Raw genomic sequence first — 24,146 nt, 5'->3', positions numbered from 1 at the left:
GAGCGATTCCTGTCGAATTCCTGGGTGAAACCTGGGAGTTTTACATAGCAAAGCAATCCAAGCCGTGATTGGTTTTACGATCCGCCCGTGATGTGCGTGACCGGCGGATTACGCCGGGCCGTTCGAGTGCTCAGAGCCGTTAGCGCGGCGGGATTGGAATGCCCATGATCATGGACTTCTCGTGGTTACCACCTGAGATCAACTCGGCGCGGATCTTCGGTGGCGCAGGCTCGAGTCCGTTGTTGCTGGCGGCTGCGGCGTGGGAAGGCCTGGCCCAGGACTTGCAAGCCTCGGCGTCGTCGTTCGACTCGGTGATCACGGGGCTGACCGGCGGTTCGTGGACCGGTCCGGCATCGACGGCGATGGCGGCCACCGCCGTCCCGTACGTGGGGTGGTTGAGCGCGGCGGCGAGCCAGGCGCAGTCGGCGGCCAGTCAGGCGCGAGCCGCGGCTATGGCTTTCGAAACCGCGTTGGCCGGCACGGTGCACCCCGCGGCGGTCACGGCCAACAGGATGTCGCTGGTGTCGCTCGTCGCGACCAACTTCCTGGGCCAGAACGCTCCGGCCATCGCCGCCAACGAATTCGACTACGTCGAGATGTGGGCGCAGGATGTGGCCGCGATGGTGGGCTATCACTCCGGCGCGACATCGGTTGCCGCGGCGCTGACGCCGTTCAGCGCGCCGCCGTTGAGTCTGTCGGGGTTGGCTACGGCGGTCTCCGGCGCGGTGAGCCCAGCCATTCAGAGCGTGACTTCGGTAGCTCCGGCCCTGGTATCACAGGTGCAGTCGCTGGCGTCGGCGGTGCCGGTGCAGTCGTTGGCGTCGGTCGCGCAGGTCGCGGCTTACCCGGCCAGCATGTTGATCTCGCCGTTGACCTCGTTGGCGCAGACCGCCAATGCGGGTACCGCGGGCCTGGCCAATGCGGGCGTGGCCGCCGCCGCGGACGTGCCGAACTTGGTGGGGCAGACCGCTCCTGCGGTGAACGGGATCGGCGGGGCCGGTGGCCTGGGTGGCATGTCGGCCGGACTCGGGCAGGCTCGGCTGGTGGGTGCGATGTCGGTGCCCCCTACCTGGGAGGGTTCCGTGCCCAAGGGAACGGCCAGTGTGGCCATGCAGGGACTGGGCGCCACGCCCACTCCCGTGGCACCAGCCGCGGCCCCGGCAGGCGGCATGCCAATGATGCCGATGCCGACGGGAATGGGCGGCGCCGGTGGCGGCATGCCCGGCGGAATGATGGGCCGCGGCGGTGGCGGCTCACACGTGGTGCAACAGCGGCCGAGCGTAATTCCGCGAACTGGGGTCGGTTAGGGGGTCACAGCGTGGAGGTGATGAGTCGAAGTATTCACGTTCTGGCACAACGAATTTGAAGTCTTTTGAAAGGAATCAGTAATGGCACGGTTTATGACCGACCCCCACGCGATGCGCGCAATGGCGGGTCGTTTCGAGACGCACGCGCAGACCGTTGAGGATGAGGCGCGTCGGATGTGGGCGTCGTCGCAGAACATTTCGGGTGCTGGCTGGAGTGGTCAGGCCTCGGCGACGTCGTTGGACACGATGGGGCAGATGAATCAGGCGTTTCGCAACATCGTGAACATGCTGCACGGGGTGCGCGACGGACTGGTCCGGGATGCGAACAACTATGAGCAGCAAGAGCAGGCCTCTCAGCAGATCTTGAGCAGCTAGAAGGGACAGCAGCGATGACGATCAATTACCAGTTCGGTGATGTCGATGCCCATGGCGCGTTGATTCGCGCGCAGGCGGCCAATCTGGAGGCCGAGCACCAGGCCATCGTTCGCGATGTGCTGGCTGCCGGTGATTTCTGGGGTGGCGCCGGTTCGGTGGCGTGCCAGGAGTTCATCACCCAGTTGGGTCGCAACTTCCAGGTGATCTACGAGCAGGCCAACTCCCACGGCCAGAAGGTCCAGTCCGCCGGCAGCAACATGGCGCAGACCGACAGCGCCGTCGGCTCCAGCTGGGCCTAGCTCAACGCGGCCTGGGTGAACCCTGCGGTGGAGCGGGCCGCCAGCACTTCGGCGGCGGCCCGCTCTCCGGAGCGGATGGCCCCGTCAATCCACCCACACATGGTGGTCGAGGTCTCGGTGCCGGCCCAGTGGATCCGTCCGCAGGGCGGCCGCAGCGACGGACCGTACTCGGTCAGCACACCGGTCGAGGCGTGACTGATCATCCCGCCGCCTGAGTAGCGTTCGATGGTCCAATTCTGCTCGTGATACTCCACGACCGCGTTCGCCTTTTCCCCGAAGCGGTCGACCAGTTCGCCGACGACGATCGCCTTTCTCGCGGCTTCGTCGAGTTTCGTCAGTTCCCGCGCGGCGGGTCCTTCGGTGATGGCACACATGATTCCGGGGTCTGCGGTGTCGGTACAGGCGTCGATCGTGATGGTGACCGGCGTGCCCGCCGCGGCGGACTGACCGGACAGCCCGTCGGCACGCCAGAAAGGCTCGTCGTAGACCACCGAGGTCTTGATCACCGCACCGCCGGGCATGCGTTGGTGCAGCAGTGACCGATCCGCCGGCAGCAAGGGTTGGTAGTCGATGGAGCCGGCGATGGCCATCGGGATGGCCACGATCACCCGCTCGGCGCGCACCGTCATGCCCTCGGACGCAACGGTGACGCCGTCAGCGTCTTGCGTGATGCGTCGGACCGGCTGCTGCAAATGCAGTGCCGCACCGAGTTGCGCGGCCATGGGACGGTAGATCGCACCCATGCCGCCGACCGGGCGGGCATCCTGTGACCCGCCTTTGCCGGTGATGCAGAAGCCGGGACCTCCGCCGGAGGCCATCTGCAAAAGCGCCCACAGCAACGACACTTCGGAGGCAGCGCAGGTGTACAGGCCACCCAGCGCCATGTCCAGCATGTCGCGGGCCGGCTTGGACATCACGTTGCCCTCTATCCACGCACCGAGACTGATCCGGTCCCACTCGGCGGCATCGGCTGCCTCCCAGGGGTTTTCGCGTGGAATGGTTTTGCACATCTTCTCGACGGCCAGCAGCGCGAGGCCCAGATTCGCGACCGCCCATGGACTCATCGTCCACGGCAGTTTCCCGCCGTAGCGATGTTTCTTGCCGTCCACGATCATCATCGCGTCGCCGTCGTTGTGCTGCTTGTATTCCGGCACGCCGAACTCGTGCATCAAGGCATAGATCCGATCCTGTCCGGGACCTATCCACGCGCCGCCACGGTCGATCCAGGCACCGTCGTCGCGGGTCAGGGTGTACGTGCGACCGCCGACTCTGTCGCGAGCTTCGAGGAGGGCCACCGAGCGGCCCGCTTGTTTGAGACGCAGTGCGGCGGTCAAGCCGGCGAATCCCGCTCCGACCACGCAGTAATCGACATCGGACACGCGTTGCTCCTCGTCTGACCCCGTGCTGCCCCAGCAGCAAGCTACACCTGTCGCGCGGTGTGCAGCATCCGGTTGGGTGATTTGATCGTTTGTTCAATCCGGTTGATTGGCGGGTCAATACAATTAGGGCGGTAGGTGCCGTGTGATGCCCAGATGAATCACCGCCCAAGCGTTATGGCGACTGCACCGAGTTAAACTCGGCCCGATTCGAGCCACCGACCTGCCGTCTCGCGGTCGGCCCCGGTGCACGTCTCGATCGTCGTGCAGCACATCAGCGCTGGTTGGCGAGCCCCTCAAGTCATTCGCGTCGGCTGGAATTCCGACGACCCGTTGCGTCGCTTGGCTCGCCGCAACCGAACAGCGCGACCACGCTGTTTAGACGGACAGTCGGTCAGGAAACCAAAACCGTAGGGACGCTGAGGAGGAGTATCCGGTGATCTTCACACAGCATTATCTGAGCTGCTTGTCACAGGCTTCCTACCTGATCGGCGACGAAAGCACCGGTCGCGCGGTCGTGGTTGACCCCCGCCGAGATATCGACATCTATCTGCAAGAAGCAGCAGAACACGGGCTGCGCATCGAACGGGTCATCGAGACCCACATTCACGCCGACTTCCTCAGCGGTCATCTGGAACTGGCGGAAGCCACCGACGCGGTGATCTCGTTCGGCGCAGACGCCGATGTCGAATTCGCGATCGAGCCGTTGCACGATGGTCAGCGAATCTCGTTGGGCGAAGTGACGTTCGAGATCTTGTCGACGCCGGGGCACACTCCCGAGTCGATCTGCATCGTGGTCTACGAGCATCCTGGCGACGAAGTTCCCTACGGAGTTCTCACCGGTGACACACTGTTCGTCGGTGACGTCGGACGCCCTGACCTCTGCTCCTCATCGGGCATATCGGCTGACGAGCTGGCTCGATCGCTGTATCACTCGTTGCATGACAAGTTGCTGAAATTGCCTGATGCAACACGGGTTTTCCCCGCGCATGGCGCCGGCTCTTCCTGCGGCAAGCAATTGTCGAGCGAGACCAGTTCGACCGTTGGTGAGCAGAGGGAGAAGAATTACGCGTTGCAGAAGTCAGACGTCGACGCATTCGTTGCCGCGGTGACCGAAGGCCAATCGGTGCAGCCGCCGTACTTCGAATACGCATCGACGCGCAACACGGAGGCGCACCCACTCCTCGACGACGATGCCCCGCCCTTACTCGACGTCGATGACGTGTTGCAGCGCGCCGAGGAAGGCGCCGTACTGCTGGACACTCGGGGACCGGGAGACTACGCCTACGGCCATCTGCGGGGTGCGGTCAACACCAGCTTGCAAGGACGCTTCGCCGAATGGGCCGGCAATGTGCTCGAACCGGACCGCGACATCGTCCTGGTCGGTGACCCGGTGTCCGCCCGCGAGTCCAAGATCCGGCTGTCCCGGGTCGGCTTCGACCGCGTCGTCGGACAACTGCGGAACCTGGCAGACGTTGTGGTGCAGAGGAAAGACCTCGTACAGACCGCTTCCCGGTTGAGCGTTCATCAGTTGGCCGGCCTACGGGACGTCGAACCTCGGCTGCAGATCGTCGATGTGCGCGGACTCGGGGAGGTGGAGGACGGCGTGATACCCGGTGCGCGGACCATCCCGTTACCGGCCCTGACGCAGTCGCTCTCCGATATCGACGCGGCGGCTCCTGTTGTCGTCTACTGCGCCAGCGGTACCCGTTCTATGGTCGCCGCCAGCGTCTTACGAGCGTCTGGGTTCGAAGACGTCTCCGACCTGCTGGGCGGCTATGGCGCCTGGGAGGACGCCAAGCTGCCGACAACAGGTGGCGAACAAGCACAACACCTCGCCGAGACAGAAGGTCATCCGATCGACTAAGCTTCCGGAGCCGGGTGAACGGTGTCCACCTCGGAAATGCGGAAAGCGTTGCCGGTCACAATGATTGGATCAGGTAAAGGGCTGCTGTGGCGATCGCACTGACACCCAGCAGCGTCCGCAGTGCGCGCTCGGGTAGTCGCGGCTGCAAAGACGCACCCACGTAGCCGCCGAGCAAACCCCCGACACCCGCGGCGACTCCGATGGTCCAGTCCGGCGCAATGTCGAGTGTGGGGTTCGCCGCGATCAGCGCGGTGTAAGTCGCGGCACCGGCCACCGAGGTAACGAAAGTCGATGTCAAGGCGGCCGGCGCCACCAGGCGCACGTCCATGCCCCTGCCGACCAGGATCGGACTCAGCAGTGAGCCGCCGCCGATTCCATAGATGCCGCCTATCAGCCCGACGCCGAGAGCGAGTAAGCCGATTGCTTCCCTTGACAATGGCTGGGCGTGAGACAGCCCGCCGGACAGGGGTTTCCATCCGCGCCGGCAGAGCCAAAGCCCCAACGGCAGCAGTAGTGCGGCGGCGAACAGGCGAAACACCCGAGGCCCCGGTAACAGCAGCACGCGAACCAGCGCGCCGACCACGACGCCTGGCACCGTGCCGGCCAGCAGCAGCCCGGTCAACGGGCTACGAAGCGGTGCGCGACGCCGATAGCGGGCCAACGCGCCGGGCACGGACAAGACGTTGAACAGCAGGTTCGTCGGAGTCACCGAGGGGCTGGGCACCTGCAGAACACTGAACTGAATAGGCAGCAGAAAGACGGCCCCCGAGACGCCGACCGGTGCCGTGATGACCGCTACGGCCAATCCACTGATGAGACTAACGACGACAGGCGCAACACCGGACACCAAAGGCACTATCGAGCAGTGGGTGGTCGACCGCCACCCTTTCGCTCAAGCGGTTCATGCGTACAGTGCGGCTGCGTAGTCTGCGGCTTATGCGCATCCACGAAGTACGAGCACGGCGCAGCGCCGACGACTTTCCGCGCACTGAACACCTGGCATGGAAGATCGCCGAGGTCGCCGCCGATCCGGTGCCGGTGCCGCCCGAGACCGAGTCGATGATCATCAACCGCATCATCGACGACGCCGCGGTTGCCGCGGCCGCCGTCCTGCGCCGCCCGGTAGCCGTCGCGCGTGCGCAGGCGCTTGCCCACCCCTACGGCAATCGGGGTGCCACGGTGTTCGGTGTCTCCGGCGACTACGCACCGGAATGGGCGGCGTGGGCCAACGGCGTCGCGGTACGCGAGTTGGATTTCCACGACACCTTCCTGGCCGCCGACTATTCCCACCCCGGCGACAACATCCCCCCTCTGGTGGCCGTTGCCCAGCACCTCGGTGTGAGCGGCGCGGACCTGATCCGAGGCCTGGCAACCGCTTACGAAATACAGATCGACTTGGTCAAGGGAATCTGCTTGCACGAGCACAGAATTGACCACATCGCCCACCTAGGTCCGGCGGTGGCGGCCGGCCTGGGTGCCATGCTGCGACTGGGCCAGGAGACGATCTATTCGGCGATCGGTCAGGCGCTGCACCTGACGACGGCCACCCGGCAGTCCCGCAAGGGGCTAATCTCCAGCTGGAAGGCGTTCGCGCCCGCCTGGGCCGGCAAGGTCGCCATCGAGGCGGTCGATCGTGCCATGCGCGGTGAAGGTGCGCCCGCGCCCATCTGGGAAGGCGAGGACGGAGTGATCGCCTGGCTGCTGGCCGGCCCCGGCCACACCTACCGCGTGCCGTTGCCCGAACCGGGCGAACCCAAACGCGCCATCCTGGACAGCTACACCAAGGAGCATTCGGCGGAATACCAGAGCCAGGCCCTTATCGACCTGGCCCGACGGATGCGCGAGCGGATCGGTGACCTGAACCAGATCGAAACGATCGTGCTGCACACCAGCCATCACACGCACTACGTCATCGGCACCGGATCCAACGATCCGCAGAAGTTCGACCCCGACGCATCCCGAGAGACGCTGGACCACTCGGTGATGTACATCTTCGCGGTCGCGCTGCAGGACGGCTGCTGGCACCACGAACGCTCTTACACCGCCGAGCGGGCACATCGCCCCGACACAGTCGCGTTGTGGCACAACATCTCAACCCGGGAAGACCCCGAGTGGACCCGGCGCTACCACTCCAGCGATCCCGCCGAGAAGGCGTTCGGCGCCCGCGCGGAGGTCACCCTGAAAGGGGGTGCGGTGATCGTCGACGAGCTGGCAGTGGCCGATGCTCACCCGTTGGGCGCCAAGCCTTTTCGGCGCGAGCAGTACCTGGCCAAGTTCGCCGAACTGGCCGACGGTGTGCTCGGCGACACCGAACAGCGGCGATTTCTGTCGGTGGTTGAGGGCCTCGCGGGCATGGCTGCGGGCACACTGGGCGCGTTGAACCCGATCGTCGATCCGCTGGTGCTCGCCAAGTCGCCGCCGATTCCGCGCGGTATCTTCCGGTGAGGGAAGATACGGTGAGTCAACGGGTTTCGGGCGGATCGGCGTCCCAGGTGCTCGGCATCATCGGCATGTGGGGTCCGTCGTCGAACCCGTTGCCGGTCAATGTCTTCAGGCCCGACGCGGTGCCAGTCTTTCGCGAGACGCCGACGAAGCCCGAAGAAACATGGTCCCCGTCGTCGTCCGAGTCTGGCTCCAGGTCTGCGTACTCGTAGCCGCGACCGAGTTTGTTGGCCTTGGCCTTTCGGCGCCGATCGACTCGCGGCTGCTCGCGGGGCGTCGCTGCAACCGCCGGCACCTCCGCAGTGTCGGGCTCCGGTGCTTTCTTGCGGGCGTCGGTTCCCGCGGCGCTCTTGGCGGTCAGATCCAAGTCGCCGACCAGGTAGCCGAAGCTCTCCATCCCCACCGGCAATCCGGAGCCGGTGACCGGCGGCGGTGCGGCGGTCGGCGGCGGGGGCGGTGCGGGCGCCGGTGCGGAAGCGCTCGCCGGGGCGGGAGCGGGTGCCGGTGCCGTCGTCGTCGGGATACCGGGGGCAAGGGCGACGAGGGGCGGCGCGGCGGGCGGCGGGGCGGGGAATGGCGCTGGCGGCATGGGCGCCAGCATTGCCAGGCCCTTGATGCCGATCGGCGCCAGCACCACACCGGCCGCCAATGGCACCAGGGGGGAAGTCAGCAGGGGAACCAGCACCGTGAGTAGCACCGCGGTCTGCTCGAGCAACGTCTTCAGCAGCGCAATGGTGTCGGTGATGACCGTGCCGATGACTTCGACCGTGGTGAACAAAATGGTGAGACCGATGGTCGCAGGATCGCCCGAAGCAAACGCCGCGGTGAGATCCAAAGCGACGAAAGCGAACATCTGCGACAGCAGGGCGGCATAGGTGCCGAAGTCCATCGGATAGCCCAGAGCGAAGGCGATGTTGAATGGACTCAGGTAACTCAGCGGATTACCGAGGATCACCAAGTAGGGGTCGAATCCAGAAAACAGCGCTTGGAAATACGGCAGCTCGGAAAGCGCATTGATCAACGGCTGAATGTAGTTGTCGTAGAAGTCCAGATAGCCCAGATCCTGCAGCCATTGCAGGAATTCGTTCTGCCGGTCGGGAGGTAACTCCGTCGCCTCGGCGGCGGCGACCTGCTGCGCATTGGCTTTCACGATTTCCGGCGCCGGGAAGGTCTGCGGCGAGGAGGCCAGGGCCGCGGTCGAGACCGCCTGATACGTGCTCATCACGGTGGCGGCCTGAATCCACATCCGCACATAGTCGGCCTCGTTGAGCGCGATGGGGATGGTGTTGATGCCGAAGAAGTTGGTCGCGACCAACACCGCGTGCGTGGCGTGATTGGCGGCCAACTCCGCCAGCGTCGGCATCGCGGCCAGGGCAGTGGTGTAGGCGGCGGCCGTAACCTCCTGCTGCGCGGCCATCGCCGCGCTGTCAGCACTGGCTTGGGTCAGCCACGCCAGGTACGGCGTGTGGGCGGCGACGTATGCCGTCGCGGTCGGACCGGCCCACGTGCCGGCCTGCACCGCGGCCAACACCGCGGTCAATTCGTGCGCGGTCTCGGCATACTCAACGCTGAGCGAATGCCACGCCGCCGCGGCGGCCAGCAACGGACCCGGACCGGCCCCGCTGCTCAGCAACGCTGAGTGCACTTCCGGTGGTGATGCGATCCAAAAAGGGGTGGCGGCGGGGCCGCTCGATACGACAGGCAGCGTCATGGCGGACTAGCTCTCTCGGGGTGCACCGCCCCGGGGTAGCAGGACGCTATGACGCGAGTCTCCTGGCTCTCGGATCGCCGCTCGCCTCGCCTTCCAGCCAAATGGCCGTGGCTTATGAGGGTCGCTCCCCGAATACAGTGGCGGGACCGCGCCGGCTTTGCACCGGCTTCCTACGTCGTCATAGCCTTACGGGCCATATTGTCGCACGCCCGCCGCCAAGAAATGGCGTTAAAGCAGCCCCGGTCTTAACTGCGGATCCGGCACACCAGCAAAGCGTGGAAATGGGCGGCTATTCCGGCCCGCCGTATTGCCACACCAAGGTGTGCTCACCGGTCATCGTCGGGTTGCACCACATCGTCCGGCCGTGGGCATCCTCGGTGGTTGCATGGAACACCGTGCAGGAATCGCCTGCCGCCGGGGGGTCGGCCGCCGCGACACCGCTGCCCAAGACCAGGCCGATGAGCAAAGTGACCGTGACCAGAACGCCGGATCGAAGTTTGTTCACGATGGTGATCTCCCTACGTCCACCCGGCCACGACGCCGACTGATCTTCACGGTAGCCCCGGGGGCGGCGCCTGACAAAAATGCCCATACCGCGCGGCTAGAACACGTTCTAATCTGTCAAACCATGGGATTTCTGAAGCAGGAGACTCCGGAGATCGACTTCGAGGAGTGGAACAAGGGCACCCGCGCCGAGAAGATCATCCCGATGGCCCGGCATTGGGCGGAGGTGGGCTTCGGCACACCGGTGCTGCTGCACCTGTTCTACGTCATCAAGATCCTCCTCTACATCCTCGTCGCGTGGTTGATCGCGCTGACTACCAAGGGAATCGACGGCTTCACCAACGTCGCGCACTGGTACGCCGAGCCGATCGTGTTCGAGAAGGTGGTGCTGTACACCATGCTGTTCGAGGTCGTTGGCCTCGGCTGCGGGTTCGGGCCACTGAACAACCGGTTCTTCCCGCCGATGGGCTCGATCCTGTACTGGCTGCGGCCGGGGACCATTCGGCTGCCGCCGTGGCCGAATCGGATACCGCTGACGCAGGGCGACGCGCGGACCCCGGTCGACGCGCTGCTGTACGGCGCACTTCTGGTGCTGCTGACGATCGCCATTTTCTCCGACGGCACGGGCCCGGTCCCGGCGTTGGGGACGACGGTCGGGGTGCTGCCGGCCTGGCAGATCTGGGCGGTGCTCGGGGTGCTGGCGGTACTGGGTCTGCGCGACAAGGTCATCTTTCTGGCCGCCCGCGGTGAGGTGTACGCGTCGTTCACCGTCGCCTTCTTGTTCACCGGTTACGGGGTGGACATGATCATCGGAGCGAAATTGGTGTGCCTGGTGATCTGGTTGGGCGCGGCCACCTCCAAGCTCAACAAGCACTTCCCGTTCGTCATCTCCACGATGATGAGCAACAACCCGGTGCTGCGACCCCGGTTCATCAAGCGGGCGTTCTTCGAGCATTTCCCCGACGACCTGCGGCCCGGACGGCCATCGCGGGTGCTGGCGCACTTCAGCACGGCCATCGAGGGATTGGTGCCGCTGGTGTTGTTCTTCAGTCACGGCGGCTGGCCCACCGCGATCGCGGCCTTCGTGATGCTGTGCTTCCACTTCGGCATCCTGTCGGCCATCCCGATGGGCGTGCCGCTGGAATGGAATGTGTTCATGATGTTCAGCGTGCTGGCGCTGTTCGTCGGCCAAGCCAACGTCGGGCTGAGTAACTTGACCACACCACTGCCCCTCGTGCTGCTCGCCGTCGTGGCCGGAACCGTCGCGATCGGAAACCTCTTCCCGCGCAAGGTTTCCTTCCTGCCCGGCATGCGCTACTACGCGGGCAACTGGGACACCTCGCTGTGGTGCATCAAGCCGTCCGCCGACGCCAAGATCGCCAACGGGATCGTCGCGATCGCGAGCATGCCCGCCGCGCAACTCGAGAAGTTCTACGGCAGCAAGGAGAAAGCGCAGATCCCGATGTACATGGGATATGCGTTCCGCTCCTTCAACACTCACGGCCGTGCGCTGTTCACGCTGGCGCACCGCGCAATGGCAGGTCACGACGAGGACGAGTACGTCCTGACCGACGGAGAACGCATCTGCAGCACCGCGATCGGCTGGAACTTCGGTGACGGGCACATGACCAACGAGCAGTTGGTCGCCGCCCTGCAGAAGCGCTGTCACTTCGAACCCGGCGAGGTGCGCATCGTGATGCTCGACGCGCAGCCGATCCACAAGCAGACCCAGCAGTATCGTCTGGTGGACGCGGCGACCGGCGAATTCGAGCGCGGCGTGGTCAAAGTCGCCGACATGGTGACCCGGCAGCCCTGGGCCGACGACGTGCCGGTGCAGGTGCTGTCGAGTGACGAGGCCCGCCGAACCTGAGCCCGGCCGCTTTGGCGTCGAGTGTGCGTCCTGGGCTTCGGTTGGGTAGCCAGGGCGGCGTTTCGACGAAACCCCCGCCCTGACCGCTCGCTGGAGGCCGTGGACGCACACTCGACGCCCGGCTAGATGTACTGCTCAGGCAGGTTGGTCAACCGTGTGATGGGTGGGGTCTTGCCGATTGCGGAGTGTGGACGGTTCTCTTGGGCTCGCGGCCTGAGTCGCGGTAGTGTCCCGGTGTTTCCGCAGTTCGCGCGGCTGGCTGCTGAAGAATATGGTGCGCAACAGGTGTGGTGCAAGGACTCATTTGTCAGCCGGTCGGCTGGGAGAGGTTGAGCTGGGCCATAAGTTCGCGGTTGGCGGCGCGGGCGGCGGTGAGGTCTTGGTCGCGTTCTTCGAGTTGCAGCCGTAGCTCGACGATTTGTTGTTCGAGCGTGACGATGCGTTGCTGAAGTTGCTCGATGTCGGTTGGCGCGCCGAGTCCGCTTGCGCGCCATGCTTGTTCGCCGAGCAGTTCAGACAGACGGATCTCGAGTTGTTGGGTGCGTGCGGCCATGCGGGTGCAGCGGTGCTGGGCGGCGAGCAAGTCGGCCTGCAGTGAGGCACGGGTGACCTGGTGACCGATCTCGGATTTGTCTGGTGGCTGGGTTGCAGCGGCGTGGATGCGTTCGAGCAGGTCGCGGTGGCGGTATAGGAAGGTGCGGTCGACTCCGGCGCGTTGAGCGATGCTGGTGGCGCTGAGTTCTGCGCCGTCTTTGATGGCGACCTCGAGGGCGGAAAGGACGCGTTGGCGGCGTCTGGTGGAGTCGGCTCGTCGTCCGTCGATCATCGCGTCGAGGGCATGGGTGGTGTTGGTGGTCATGGGGTTCTCTCTGGGCGCAGGTCGGGCAGGATTTGGCGGGTGCGAGGCATGCCGAGCATGACGCTGCGGTGTCGGCGCACGACGGTGACGGCTTGTTGAAGTTGTTGTCGCTGTTCGGGTTCGAGTTCGCCGAGCCCGTTTCTGATCTGGTCGATCAGGCGGCGGATGCGGCGGATTTCCTCCTCGGAGGGCATCGCCTCGACGCGGGCCCAGTCATCGAGGTCGGTGGTGGCGAGCAGGCGTTCCCGGGTGCGCAGCAGGTCGTCGAGGTAGGCGCGCAGGTCGGGCAGATAGGAGACGTCGGTGCGGAAGTGGTCGCATCCAGCGCAGCGGAACCGGAACGGACAGGCACCGCCGCCGGCCTTGACGTTGGACGGTTCGGCGCAGACACCGAATGGAACCGCGACCTCGCCGACGGCGCGACGGGCGTGTTCGGAGTCCAACAATGCTTGGGCTTGCCGCCAGATGCGGTTGCCATGCCGGTCGAACTGCATCGCGGTGACGCGATCGACGGCTTCACGGCGGCGGGTTTCGCCGATGCGGTAGTAGCAGCTGGTGGTGTCGAGTTTGCGGTGCGACATCAGCTCACGCAACACCTCGATGGGGACGCCGGCGTCAGCGTGGCGTTGGGCGTAACTGTGCCGGTAGGCGTAGAGCACCACCTTGCTCTTGTCATATTCGACACCATCGGCGTTGCGCAGCACCGGCAGTCGGTCGACCCAGGTGCGGTGGGCGAACGCGAGAGAAAAGCCGGTGATCGCGCGGCGTCCGCCGGGGTTGCGCCGGTCGGTGGGCAGCAGCTTGAGCTCGCCGATCGGAGTGTTTGGGTAGCGGTTCCGGACTTGTTGCTGCTGGGCGAGTATTACGGCGGCGGTCTGCTCGCTGATCGGCAGGCGTCGTGCGAGCCGGTTGGCCTTATGGTTGTCGTAGATCAGCACGGGCTGTCCGTCGTCGTCTCGGGTCAGGCAGTCGAAGTCCAGCTCGCAGATCTCTTCGGGACGGCGGCCGGTGTCGATGGCCAACTCGACCGCGGTGCGCATCTCTGATGAGGTCAGTTCATCCAGGTGTTCGCATAACTGCTTCATGATTTCCGGCGGCAGGTCCCGGTTGGGTTCGCCCGGTTCGGGTTCGACAGGCACGTCCGCCTGCCCAATCACAAAGTCCTCGCCCAGCCCGGCGGCGATGCCGCCGGGCCGCGTCAGCCCCATCGCCCGGATGCGGGTGAGCACGGCACGAACCTCGCGGCAGGCCCGGATCCGGGCATCGCCACTGATCTGACCGACCGATTCAAGGTAGGCCAGCCGGTGCAGGAACGCCTCCATATCGGTGCGTCCCAACGCCGCTGGGTGTTCGCCGCGGTCCTCGCGCATGCGCAGCGACTCTGACAACCGCACCAGGCAGCCGATGTAGTGGCGCACGGCCAGGCCGGCGCTGGTGCGCCGCCCGGCTCGGACACGTCGTTTCGGCAGGTCATCGGCGGCCCACCGCTTGGCGGCCTCCCGCAGCCAGGACTGGCTGATGCCGGTAAACGACACCGTGCCGTGATGCCCAAACACCGCCAGGTCCCATTCGTCCTGGGCGACTTCGGTTTCCGGGCTCGACAAGGCGCGCCGAGCATGACCGATCAGGCAGTTGACCAGCCCGGTGAACTCCAGGCCCCGGCCGTCACCGATGACATAGTCGGCGATCGACCCCACCTGCTGGCCCAGCAAGTCGTTACAGAACGCGCGCAGCACGGCCTCGTCGGTCTTGACCGCGTTGATCCGGCAGCGCTGCTGCAAGCCCACCAGCAATTCAGCGACCACCAGCGGCGTCAGGCCCCGCAGACTAACCTCGCCGCCGCGACCGATCGCTGGTTCGGTTGCCCGCCAGACGATTTCATCTAAATGTGGGTCACGTGCGCGGACGGTGCGCAGCCGCTGCTGGTGCGCCTCACAGTACAGACCGTCGGGATGGCGCCGCTGGCGAGTGCAGGCGGCCACCGCGCACGGCGGACACGGCGGAAGCGGCCTGGTTTGCCGGTGAGCACGGAACTCGTCGACATCGGCAACCGGCAAGGCGCGCAGCTGTTCTGCGTGGGCGTGACACAGCCCGGAACTCGCCGATTCCCACTCGCGTCGACAACCGTCGACGACACAAGCATCCGGCCCGCGCCCCATTCGTTCGCGACCCCGCGGCGGAAGCGAGGCGATCTCGTCGTCACCGAGCCCGTGTTCGGCAAGCCGACGCCGGCACGAGGCGCAGATCCGCGTCGCTGCCGGCGCGGATGTCAAACAGCCCGACGCGCGGCAGACCGGGCGTCCCAGCAGCGGATGCTCCGGTGCGAACGACAGCACCTTTCGCGCCGCGTCCCAGCCGGCTTCGGCGAGGAACGCGGGATCGATCACCACGGTGATCGACGCAGCGTGCCGGTCGATTCCTGCTGGATCGGCGAACACGTGCACTCTGCCGGCGACGATCGCAGCCGTCGGCATCGTCACGGCGCTCACCCGTCCGTCCCGGCAAGCTCGCGGGGACTGCGGACCCGGTCGACGGCCTCACGCAACCGGGCCGGGTCGGGATGCAGATAGACCTGCGACGAACTCATCGCCGCATGCCCCAGCAGGGCGGCGATCTCGTCCAGACCGGCACCGGCGTCGGCAAGGTTACTGCCGAACGCATGCCGCAGCCGATGCGGCGTCATATGCTCGATTCTGGCCCGCCGCGCGCAGGCGGTGATCAATTCATTAATCGTATCCGGGCGCATCGGTGCGCCGATCGGCTCGCGAAACAGGTTGACCAACAACAAATCCGACTCAGCCGCCCGCGGCACCGCAAACCGCTCGAACTCGTAGACATCGAACAGCTGAACCGCCAGAAAATCCAGCGGCACCACGCGTTGGCGACGCGATTTGGCCCACGCGCCGTTCGGATTCTCCCGCCGCACCACATGCAGGTGCGCTCGCGGGATTTCACAGCCCAGCAGACGTGAGTCGGCCAACAGGTGAACGTCCGAGCGCCGTAGGCCACACAACTCGCCGCGCCGCAGCCCGGCCCTGGCCATCAACAGCACGATCAGCCTGTCCCGCGCCGACTGGCAGGCCCGCAGCAGCGCCACGATCTCGGCATCGCTGGCCCGGTCCACCATCGCCTCTGGCTCGTGCAACCGATGCCGCGCCCGCATCCGCCAGGCCATCCGATGTTCCTCACCGCGGGCCTGCGCGGGCAGGTCACGCTCGTCGGCCAGCTCATAGATCAACGGCATCAGCTCGCCAGGCGCCTGACCGGATGCCACCGCGTGAGCGACGAAGCCCCGCACCGCGGTCAGCACACCGTTGATCCGCCGCGCCCCACGCACCGGCTCAACGCCCGGACCAGCCAGCACCTGCCCACCCGCCACGACCTCGACACCGCTGGACTGCGGCCCCGCGTGACGCAGCCAGGTGATGAACAGCCCCAGCGCCGCCACCCCGTCATGCCAATGCCGGCCGGTGCGAACACACCAGCGCAGAAACAATGCGATGGCGCCCGCATATGACCTTGTGGTCAACTCCGAACCGTCACGGCCGAATCGGACATGCCGCAAGAACGCATCCGCTTCGGCCACCACCGCCAAATCCTCATCCAGCACCGTCCAGTACCTCGCCCCGGACGGCAACCTCACCAGAAACGCCCGCACCCTGATCTCCTCTCGCAGCAGGCAGCTTTACCACTACCAGCCACGAGCACCACACCCCGGGAGATCTGTTGCAGAACCGGGCCGTGTCGCCGGTTTACGCAACGTCACACAACAGGGCAGCTAACCCCAGAAAATGCCGGTGGTGATTGTAGGTGTGTAGCCACGCCGGTAGAGCTGAGCGGCGGGTGCGTTCGTTGGGGTAGTGACGGGCGAAGGCCCATTCGGCGGTCATGGTGCGGTGAAAGCGCTCGATTTTGCCGTTGGTCTGAGGCCGGTAGGGGCGGGTCCGTTTAGGCACGATGTGCAGCTCAGCACAGGCGTGGCGCCAGGCATGGGAGCGGTAGCACGAGCCATTGTCGGAGAGCACACGTTGCACCGTCACTCCGCGCACGGCGAACCAGCCCACAGCGCGGCGCAACACCGCGATCGCGGTGGCCGCAGTTTCGTCGTCGTGGATTTCGGCGTAGGCCACCCGCGAGTGGTCATCGATTACGGTGTGCACGAAGCCATGCCCCATCAATTCGTTGCGGTAACGACTGCGTTTGGTGTCGGGCATCGAACGTCGGTTCTGCCATCCTTGCGCTCGTCCCACAAATCGCCAGCCGCCGCCGTCGGGGATGTTGCCCAATTTCTTCACATCGACGTGGAGGAGCGCACCGGGGCGATCGTGTTCATAGCGACGAATGACCTCTCCAGTGCGAAGATCGATGTACGACAGGCGATTCAGTCGGCACCGCACCAGAACGGCGTGCACTGTGGAGGCCGGCATCGACAACCGCGACGCGATCGCCAGCGGTGAGAGGCGATGTCGCCACCGCAGCTCCACGATGCGGCGCACGACCGGCGGCGGTGTGCGGTTAGGGCTGTGATGGGGTCGGCTAGAGCGATCGGTCATCCCGGCCTCGCCCATCGCCGCATACCGCACCGCCCAACGTTTAGCGGTCGGCCACGACACATGGAAATGTTCAGCGGCCCGCACGATCGGCCATCCCTCATCAACGACACGACGAGCCAGCATCAACCGACCCCGAGGCGTCAAAACAGCGTTAGCGTGGACCACGAAGGTCTCCTGTTCGTTGTGGGTGCAGTGGTAGCAGCTCCACTCCACGACAGGAGACCTTCACCCATCAACGACCGCTACAGCGTGTCGTCACATCTCAACCAACGACCCTGGGCACTACAGCTAGACCTGCGCCCGGACCTCCTGCGCGGCGGCCACCATGTTCTTCAACGACGCGATCACCTCGTCGACGTTGCGGGTCTTCAGGCCACAGTCGGGGTTGACCCAAAGCCGTTCCTGCGGAACGGCTCTCAACGCCGCCCGCAGCGACTCGGCCATCTCGCCGGTACTGGGCACCCGCGGCGAGTGGATGTCGTAGACGCCCGGGCCCACGCTGTTGGCGAAGCCGACGGCATTCAGGTCGTCGAGCACCTCCATGTGCGACCGGGCCGCCTCGATGGAGGTGACGTCGGCGTCGAGATCAGCGATGGCGCCGATCACCTCACCGAATTCGGAGTAACACAGGTGGGTGTGGATCTGCGTCGAATCGGCGACGCCAGAGGTCGCCAGCCGAAACGCGCCGACGGCCCACCGCAAGTAGTCTTCCTGGTCGGCGCGACGCAGCGGCAGCAGCTCACGCAACGCGGGTTCGTCGACCTGAATCACCGCGATGCCCGCGGACTGCAGATCCACGGTTTCGTCGCGAATGGCCAACGCCACCTGGTTGGCGGTGTCGGCCAACGGCTGGTCGTCGCGCACGAATGACCACGCCAGGATGGTGACCGGTCCGGTGAGCATGCCCTTGACCGGCTTGTCGGTCAGCGACTGCGCGTATTTGATCCAGTCGACGGTCATGGGGTGAGTGCGAACCACGTCGCCGTAGAGGATGGGCGGACGCACGCACCGGCTGCCGTAGGACTGCACCCAGCCGTTCTGGGTGGCGAAGAAGCCCTGCAATTGCTCGGCGAAGTACTGCACCATGTCGTTGCGCTCCGGCTCGCCGTGCACCAGCACGTCCAGGCCGAGCTCTTCCTGCAACTTGATGACGTCGGCGATCTCGGCCTTCATCCGCCGCTCGTATTCCGCCTCGTCGATCTCACCGGCCCGAAAAGCCGCGCGCGCCTTGCGGATTGCCGATGTCTGCGGGTACGAGCCGATTGTCGTGGTGGGCAACGGCGGCAGGTGCAGCCGCGCCTCCTGGCTGGCGCGGCGCTTCGCCGAGTCGCCGCGGTGGGCGCCGGAAGCGGCGATGGAGGCGATGCGAGCCCGGACCTGGCCGTTGTGCAGGCGTGGGTCGCGCTTGCGGGAGGCCACGGCCGCATTGGACGCCGCGATCTCGTCGGCGACCGCATCGCGGCCATCCCGTAGTGCCCGCGCCAGGGTCACCACCTCGGTCACCTTCTCGGCGCCGAAAGCCAGCCAGCTGCGCAGGTTGTCATCCAACTCGGTTTCCGGCTCGAGTGAATACGGGACGTGCAGCGTCGAGCACGATGTCGACACGGCGACGTTGGCCGCCGAACCGAGCAGCGTCGCGAGCTTGCCCAGAGCCGCCTCCAAATCCGTCCGCCAGATGTTGCGTCCGTCGACGATGCCGGCGACCAGCGTCTTACTGGCCAATTCGGGAACCCCTGCGATCGCGGTATCGGCGCCGGCCACCAGGTCGACCCCGATTGCCTCCACCGGTGTGCGGGCCAGCGCGGCCAGGCCCGCGCCCGGGTCGCCGAAGTAGGTGGCCACATACAGGGCCGGCCGGTTGCGCAGCGATCCCAGCGCGGTGTACATCCGCTCGGCCAACGCGGGTGCATCGGCGGAGATGTCGGTGACCAGCGCCGGTTCGTCGAGCTGGACCCATGCCGCGCCGCTGTCGGCGAGCAGGGACAGCAGTTCGGCATAGATCGGCAGCAGTTCTTCCAAGCGGTCGATGGGGGCAGCACCGCCTTCCACCGCCTTGCTCAGCAGCAGGAAGGTGACCGGCCCGATGAGCACCGGGCGGGCGGGAATTCCCTGTTCCTGCGCCTCTTTGAGTTCCGACAGCACCTTGTCGGGGTGCAGTGCGAACTTGGTCGAGGGCCCGATCTCGGGAACCAGATAGTGGTAGTTGGTGTCGAACCATTTCGTCATCTCCAGCGGGGAGATCTCGCTGGTGCCGCGCGCGGCCGCGAAGTAGCGGTCCAGTTCGTCGGGGACCTGGTTGACCCGGGCCGGCAGGGCGCCGAGCATGACGGCGGTGTCGAGCATCTGGTCGTAGTAGGAGAAGGTGTTGATCGGCACCGAGTCCAATCCGGCGGCGGCCAGGTCTGACCAGCTGTCGCGGCGCAAAGTGGCGGCGACGGACTCCAGGTCGGATCGGCTGGTGCGCCCGGCCCAGTAGCCCTCGGTTGCGCGTTTGAGTTCGCGGCGCGGGCCGATGCGGGGAGAGCCGGTGATGGTGGCGGAAAATGGTTTTGCGGTCACGAGGCGTTCATCCTTGATTCGACGGGGTGGTCACCGCCCGCGGACGCGCAGCCGAGCCTGCTGCGGTGGCCCCTGACATGCCAGCGCAACAACTACGGCCAAACGCCCATTCCACGAGGCGATGAGCCGCCGGACGCGGCGCGCCCGGCACAGCCGGCAGGTCTTCGGACTCGCAGGCGCGCACCGGGTGGTGCTCCTAATGGCCGTCGCTTCCCAGTCGTGCGACCAGTGCTTTAAGACGGCGGTCGTTCCTGCACACCGCTGCGGGACAGTCCCGGAGTTTCACCGGGTTCCCTCTTGCGAGGCATGGTTGGCATGCTTCGCTCGATGCTGACGCCGTGCGGCGACAGCAGACCAGCTGCGTCGAACAGATTACTCCGCGGCCCGGCCGGTCGGCACCGGGCCATGGTGCTGCGATGTGGCGCCGGAGTTCTCGGAGTCGTTGCCCTGATTGCCCCGCCACTGCAACGCTTTGATCGCGACGGCAACCTCGACGAGCGTTTGTTCGAGGGGCCGGGGAAGCAGCCGTTGCGCGGTCTCCAGCCGATTCAACAGCGTGTTGCGGTGGGTGTAGAGCAGCTTGGCCGCGCGCGAGGCGTTGCATTCGGCGTTGATGTAGGTCAGCACCGTGGTGTGCAGTGTCGGGCTGGCGGACTCGAAGTCGCCGAGCGTGGTCTTGATGAAATCGTCGGCGCCGTCTTGGTTTTCGGTGAGCAGCGCGACCATCCGCACGTCAGCGAAGAAGGCGACCCGCTGCGGGGACTGGAGCCGAGTCACCATGCGTTGGGTGGTCAGCGCATCGAGATGGCTGCGCCGGAACCCTTCGATGCCCCGCGCGGTGGGGCCGATCGCAACACGCGCGTCGGCGGCTTTGCCGAGCACCTCGCTGAGCTGCTGGACATCAAGAGCGGCAATGTCTTTCACCCATACCCAACGAGTCGCGGCACTCGGGACCACCTTGAGCGGCCGTGCGCAGCCAACCGCTTCGGTGAACGCTTCGACGGCGCGGTCCAGGCGGCTTGGGTCTTCGTCGGGTTGGTCACACCAGACGATGGCGGCGGTGTGCAACCGATCCAGCGCGTAGTCCAGTCGTGCTTCGGCGTGATCGCGACTGATCGGTGCGCCCGCGACGAGCAGTTCGACTATCTTGCGCCGTTCGGCGGCGATGTCCTGGGCGAGTTCGGCATGCTCGCTTTGCATGTGGGCGGAGATGCCGGTAAGGGTGCGGTCGAGGAACTCGCCGGCCGACTGGAAAGGCACCGCGAGCAGTGCGCGCAATTCTTCGGGGTCGGAGGTCAGGTCGAAGGCGATCTCGGTCCAGCGCTGCATTGCGCCGGGGTTGCGCAGCATGGTCGAGGCGAAGTCGACCAACTTCTCGCGATGGGTACGGGCCGCCGCCGCCGCCAGGGTGGCGTCCGCGGCGATCGATTGGCCGGCGGCCAGCGTGACGCGATCAATCTCGCCAACCCATTCCGAGTTGGCGTTGAGCGCCATCAGGGCACCCTTGCGGATCAGCTCCTGGATCCGCGGAGAAGGTGCTCGCCATACCACGCGCCGATTCTATGGCCAAGGTGCAGATCGCACGGTGTATTCGCACCTGTTCATGTAATCGGCCGGACCGGGCGGTGATCTCGGCCGGTCAGTGCGGAAGGCACAGCAACGCGTTTCGCTCCGGAAGGGGCCTGCGTCGCTATCTGCCAGCAACCCCCCAACGAGTTGCGTGTGAACTAGGACCCGGTCCTACCCATGCCCGACGAGCAGGTGCGCGTCACCCGAACCGCTTCCGACTCGACCGGCGCGGACAACACTGGCAGGGCAGGCCATGTCGGCGCGGTGGGAGCGGAGGTGGCATCGGCGCAAGGGGTGAGCCAACAGCCGTTTCGGGGCGGGCAGGATGGTGTCGAAGTGGGGTTCGGCACCGGCATTTGCCCAAGGCCGCTCCGTTGTCGTGCCAGCTAGGTAACATCCCACAAGTGCTGCTAGCCAATCATCAGAGATCCGCCCAGGTACAGGATGTGCGCCGGTTGGGATCGGGCGGGATGGGGGATGTGTATCTGGCCCGGCACCCGCGATTGCCACGCAACGATGCGCTCACGGTCCGGTGGTCTGCACCCGTAGCAAGTCCCGAAAATCGCTAGCGCGGTCGGCGAAGCACTCGATTGTGCACACGATCTCGGACTTCTACACCATGACGTAACAACCCGCCATCATCATGAGTACAGGTCACCGCTGTGCACCAGTTCGGCCATTGCGTGCCTGTCTCTCGGCAATGTGCGCCGCTTCGGCTTATTCGGAAGGTCGGAGCGGTTTGGAGAAATCGTACTAATTGGTTCGACCTCAACGGACATAACCAAAAAGCCTGCTTGGCTTGCGAGCCGCTAGTCCAACAAGTCGCCGAGTGAAGCAGCCTGACCCCTATCGAAAGGTCCGCAATCATATGGTATTCAAGTTCCAGTCGCTACGAAGTATTGCGGTTGTCGTGGCTGCGTGCCTCTTTCTGGGGCTCGGAACGATGGCCTGTACGACCCAAAAGCACACGACGGCTACGTCTCCATCGAGTAATGCTTCATCGGGCGGTCTTCCTCCGCGATCAGCAGCTCCTACATCGCCTGCGGTCCCAAAAACCATTCGCGTTCCCAAAGGCAGCAGGCTTGGCCCTGGGACGACCTACAGCGGGTGCGGTGGTGCGTACACCGCTGGCGACGACCTGAAATTCGATAAGACCGGCGAGATCCTCAATCCAAAAACTGGGCAATATATACCAGTCCCGTTGCCGACTATATCGGCCGGACAAAAGTTGGTCGGGTATGGGTGCACGGTCGGCGGCGATCAGGATCATATTCGTGTGTTCTATGTGATGACGGTGTCGACACCGTCGAACGGGTTAACCCCGGAACGGCGATCGAGCTCGATTGTCGCCTTCGACCCTTTTGCGTCGGCGCCGCCGCAGCTAGCGCCGTGGCCGCCAGAGGTATCGGTGCAACAGCTTGCTCCTTCTAATTACGGGTTCTACGCAAAGACATCTAATGGCTTAATTGGCTTTGACGGCACCACACTGCAGTCGACATTCACGTGCACTGATAACAACCGCGCCGGCAACTGCTGGCATAACTTCGCCGGATTTGGCAAGTTCCGAGAAGACGGCTCGGGCGGTGAGGTGTTTTTCAGAGCTAGAGACGGCGGTCAAGTCGGCGAGAACGTCGGCAGCACCATGAGTGGTGGTGTCCCGATGTCTACCGACGGGATGGTGGTGACCGTCGGGAACACGTTCCCCTACAGGTACGGTTACTTCGACTTTCGCGACGCCAAGATTAAAGAGATAGCAAGCGAGTTCAACTTAGCGTTGTGGGATAACGACCTCATGGAATGGGGTACGGATTACATTAGAGTTCTCGATTTGACAAATAACCGTGTTCTATTCGAACGTACCGGCGACGACGTGAAGAACTTGCACATCAAGCAAGTGCATTTCGCCGGAAAGTATCTCTACATCGATAACGATTCGGACAGGCCGGTTATCGACATCACTACCTGGCAAAAGGTCTCATCCGGATGGAAGGTGATGCCAATCCAGCGCGTCAGCCGTGATTGGATCCTGATTGACCCTAAGAATCCGAATCGGGATCAATCATGCTTCAGCAAAGAAGGACAGTTCTGTTATGTAGGCCAAGACTCCCAATTGGTCTTCGCTCCGAGTGGGGACTACGTCGGACCTTGGTTCTGATTCGATTGCCCTCGCCGGCGGCGTGCTCTGCTGCGGGTGTGATCTCGGCCGGTCAGCGCGCCAACGCGGTCGCGATCGGGACGTCACCGCCGTTGAAGTCGATGGTTCGACCGATGGTGGAGTCGTCGGCCAAGGCGGCGGCCACGACGAGCGCGACGTCTGCCCGCGAGACATCGCCTTTGGCCTTGCCGACGGCGATACGCCCGGTCGCCGGTTCCAGCGTCAACCGGCCGGGACCGAGAATGGTCCAAGCCAGGTCGCTGGCCCGCAGATGGGCATCCGCAGCCGCCTTGGCCTCGGCATAGGCGTAGAACGGATCGTCTTTGGGCACGCCATGGTCGGGGCCGGCGCCGAAGTAGGAAACCATGACGAAGCGGCGGACACCGGCCTGGGCTGCGGCATCGATCACCCGGATCGCGGCGTCCCGGTCGACGGCGTAGGTGCGCGCCGGGTTGCCCCCGCCCGCGCCGGCCGAGAAGACCACCGCATCGTGGCCGTGCAGCAACTCGGCCAAGGCGTCGGTGCCAAGAGTCTCGACGTCGGCTGGTACGGGCTTGGCGCCGGTGGCGGCAACATCGTCGGCGTGGTCGGGGTTGCGGAAGACCGAACTCACCTGGTCTCCGCGGCCAGTCAATATCCGGGCCAACTGCAGCGCGACCTTGCCGTGGCCGCCAATGATGATGATGTGCGCCATGCTTCG

Annotated in this window: 18 protein-coding genes, 1 pseudogene and 2 riboswitches; of the genes and pseudogenes, 8 read left to right on the top strand and 11 right to left on the bottom strand. The window is 65.2% G+C overall.

What is annotated here, in order from left to right; genetic code table 11:
• Positions 1-164: 164 nt before the first annotated feature.
• The 3 genes from I2456_RS20455 to I2456_RS20445 all read left to right on the top strand — a co-directional run bounded on the left by I2456_RS20455 (position 165) and on the right by I2456_RS20445 (position 1,981).
• The gene (locus I2456_RS20455) at positions 165-1,307 is read left to right on the top strand and encodes a PPE family protein (protein WP_085072957.1); all 1,143 of its coding nucleotides are present in this window, start codon (positions 165-167) and stop codon (positions 1,305-1,307) included.
• Positions 1,308-1,388: 81 nt separating this feature from the next.
• On the top strand, positions 1,389-1,682 hold the full coding sequence (locus I2456_RS20450) for a WXG100 family type VII secretion target (RefSeq protein ID WP_068027671.1): 294 nt from the start codon (positions 1,389-1,391) through the stop codon (positions 1,680-1,682).
• Positions 1,683-1,696: 14 nt separating this feature from the next.
• Positions 1,697-1,981, top strand: a complete 285-nt coding sequence (locus tag I2456_RS20445) for a WXG100 family type VII secretion target (RefSeq protein WP_068027678.1) — start codon at positions 1,697-1,699, stop codon at positions 1,979-1,981.
• Here the strand turns inward: I2456_RS20445 and I2456_RS20440 are convergent.
• The gene (locus I2456_RS20440) at positions 1,978-3,360 is read right to left on the bottom strand and encodes a flavin monoamine oxidase family protein (protein ID WP_085072952.1); all 1,383 of its coding nucleotides are present in this window, start codon (positions 3,358-3,360) and stop codon (positions 1,978-1,980) included. The two genes, I2456_RS20445 and I2456_RS20440, sit on opposite strands and share 4 nt — an antisense overlap.
• Before the next feature lie 433 nt (positions 3,361-3,793).
• Between I2456_RS20440 and I2456_RS20435 the strand changes: the two genes are divergently transcribed.
• The gene (locus I2456_RS20435) at positions 3,794-5,224 is read left to right on the top strand and encodes an MBL fold metallo-hydrolase (protein WP_085072953.1); all 1,431 of its coding nucleotides are present in this window, start codon (positions 3,794-3,796) and stop codon (positions 5,222-5,224) included.
• A 55-nt stretch (positions 5,225-5,279) separates the two neighbouring features.
• Here the strand turns inward: I2456_RS20435 and I2456_RS20430 are convergent, their stop codons facing one another.
• Positions 5,280-6,071, bottom strand: a complete 792-nt coding sequence (locus tag I2456_RS20430; RefSeq protein WP_085072954.1) for a sulfite exporter TauE/SafE family protein — start codon at positions 6,069-6,071, stop codon at positions 5,280-5,282.
• Between the two features lie 89 nt (positions 6,072-6,160).
• Here I2456_RS20430 and prpD point away from each other — a divergent pair, with 89 nt between their 5' ends.
• A complete protein-coding gene (gene prpD / locus I2456_RS20425; RefSeq protein ID WP_085072955.1) occupies positions 6,161-7,669 on the top strand; it encodes a 2-methylcitrate dehydratase PrpD in 1,509 nt (502 codons plus the stop codon).
• Positions 7,670-7,685: 16 nt separating this feature from the next.
• Here the strand turns inward: prpD and I2456_RS20420 are convergent, their stop codons facing one another.
• Both I2456_RS20420 and I2456_RS20415 read right to left on the bottom strand, forming a co-directional pair.
• The gene (locus I2456_RS20420) at positions 7,686-9,377 is read right to left on the bottom strand and encodes a PPE family protein (RefSeq protein ID WP_085072956.1); all 1,692 of its coding nucleotides are present in this window, start codon (positions 9,375-9,377) and stop codon (positions 7,686-7,688) included.
• Between the two features lie 35 nt (positions 9,378-9,412).
• A riboswitch (cobalamin riboswitch) is annotated at positions 9,413-9,588 on the bottom strand.
• A 78-nt stretch (positions 9,589-9,666) separates the two neighbouring features.
• Positions 9,667-9,882: a hypothetical protein gene (locus tag I2456_RS20415; RefSeq protein ID WP_116645927.1), complete on the bottom strand. Its 216-nt coding sequence runs from the start codon at positions 9,880-9,882 to the stop codon at positions 9,667-9,669.
• A gap of 123 nt (positions 9,883-10,005) precedes the next feature.
• Between I2456_RS20415 and I2456_RS20410 the strand changes: the two genes are divergently transcribed.
• Positions 10,006-11,751, top strand: coding sequence for a DUF3556 domain-containing protein (locus I2456_RS20410; RefSeq protein WP_068165801.1), 1,746 nt, complete (start codon positions 10,006-10,008; stop codon positions 11,749-11,751).
• Positions 11,752-12,058: 307 nt separating this feature from the next.
• Here I2456_RS20410 and I2456_RS20405 read toward each other — a convergent pair whose 3' ends face one another.
• The 6 genes from I2456_RS20405 to I2456_RS20380 form a co-directional block, all read right to left on the bottom strand.
• A complete protein-coding gene (locus tag I2456_RS20405) occupies positions 12,059-12,610 on the bottom strand; it encodes a DUF6262 family protein (protein ID WP_080711234.1) in 552 nt (183 codons plus the stop codon).
• The gene (locus I2456_RS20400; protein ID WP_141244865.1) at positions 12,607-15,099 is read right to left on the bottom strand and encodes a tyrosine-type recombinase/integrase; all 2,493 of its coding nucleotides are present in this window, start codon (positions 15,097-15,099) and stop codon (positions 12,607-12,609) included. The genes I2456_RS20405 and I2456_RS20400 overlap by 4 nt, the downstream gene beginning before the upstream one ends.
• Entirely contained in the window at positions 15,096-16,268 is a 1,173-nt protein-coding gene (locus tag I2456_RS20395; RefSeq protein WP_033710464.1) for a tyrosine-type recombinase/integrase, read from the bottom strand. The genes I2456_RS20400 and I2456_RS20395 overlap by 4 nt, the downstream gene beginning before the upstream one ends.
• A 94-nt stretch (positions 16,269-16,362) precedes the next feature.
• Positions 16,363-17,328, bottom strand: coding sequence for an IS481 family transposase (locus I2456_RS20390; protein ID WP_163703754.1), 966 nt, complete (start codon positions 17,326-17,328; stop codon positions 16,363-16,365).
• A 123-nt stretch (positions 17,329-17,451) separates the two neighbouring features.
• Positions 17,452-19,722: a 5-methyltetrahydropteroyltriglutamate--homocysteine S-methyltransferase gene (gene metE / locus I2456_RS20385; protein WP_085073533.1), complete on the bottom strand. Its 2,271-nt coding sequence runs from the start codon at positions 19,720-19,722 to the stop codon at positions 17,452-17,454.
• Positions 19,723-19,860: 138 nt separating this feature from the next.
• Positions 19,861-20,096: riboswitch (cobalamin riboswitch) on the bottom strand.
• The gene (locus tag I2456_RS20380) at positions 20,095-21,273 is read right to left on the bottom strand and encodes a PucR family transcriptional regulator (RefSeq protein WP_241007771.1); all 1,179 of its coding nucleotides are present in this window, start codon (positions 21,271-21,273) and stop codon (positions 20,095-20,097) included. It overlaps the preceding riboswitch by 2 nt.
• A 422-nt stretch (positions 21,274-21,695) precedes the next feature.
• Between I2456_RS20380 and I2456_RS28660 the strand changes: the two are divergent.
• Positions 21,696-21,821: pseudogene (locus tag I2456_RS28660) on the top strand (hypothetical protein); the annotation flags it as partial.
• 746 nt (positions 21,822-22,567) lie between these two features.
• On the top strand, positions 22,568-23,446 hold the full coding sequence (locus I2456_RS20375; protein ID WP_139823088.1) for a hypothetical protein: 879 nt from the start codon (positions 22,568-22,570) through the stop codon (positions 23,444-23,446).
• Positions 23,447-23,498: 52 nt separating this feature from the next.
• Here the strand turns inward: I2456_RS20375 and I2456_RS20370 are convergent, their stop codons facing one another.
• Positions 23,499-24,140, bottom strand: coding sequence for an NAD(P)H-binding protein (locus I2456_RS20370; protein WP_085073536.1), 642 nt, complete (start codon positions 24,138-24,140; stop codon positions 23,499-23,501).
• Positions 24,141-24,146 lie beyond the last annotated feature (6 nt).

The organism is Mycobacterium kubicae, from assembly GCF_015689175.1.
GTDB classification, from domain to species: Bacteria; Actinomycetota; Actinomycetes; order Mycobacteriales; family Mycobacteriaceae; genus Mycobacterium; species Mycobacterium kubicae.
The sequence above is the reverse complement of the archived record's forward strand: the minus strand, read 5'-3'. Positions and strand labels throughout refer to the sequence as shown.

Bases quoted from the DNA above. Each gene is read 5' to 3' on its own strand.
- I2456_RS20455 (WP_085072957.1), top strand. From the start codon at position 165: ATGATCATGGACTTCTCGTGGTTACCACCTGAGATCAACTCGGCGCGG.
- prpD (WP_085072955.1), top strand. From the start codon at position 6,161: ATGCGCATCCACGAAGTACGAGCACGGCGCAGCGCCGACGACTTTCCG.
- I2456_RS20410 (WP_068165801.1), top strand. From the start codon at position 10,006: ATGGGATTTCTGAAGCAGGAGACTCCGGAGATCGACTTCGAGGAGTGG.
- I2456_RS20445 (WP_068027678.1), top strand. From the start codon at position 1,697: ATGACGATCAATTACCAGTTCGGTGATGTCGATGCCCATGGCGCGTTG.
- I2456_RS20420 (WP_085072956.1), bottom strand. From the start codon at position 9,377: ATGACGCTGCCTGTCGTATCGAGCGGCCCCGCCGCCACCCCTTTTTGG.
- I2456_RS20450 (WP_068027671.1), top strand. From the start codon at position 1,389: ATGGCACGGTTTATGACCGACCCCCACGCGATGCGCGCAATGGCGGGT.
- I2456_RS20405 (WP_080711234.1), bottom strand. From the start codon at position 12,610: ATGACCACCAACACCACCCATGCCCTCGACGCGATGATCGACGGACGA.
- I2456_RS20370 (WP_085073536.1), bottom strand. From the start codon at position 24,140: ATGGCGCACATCATCATCATTGGCGGCCACGGCAAGGTCGCGCTGCAG.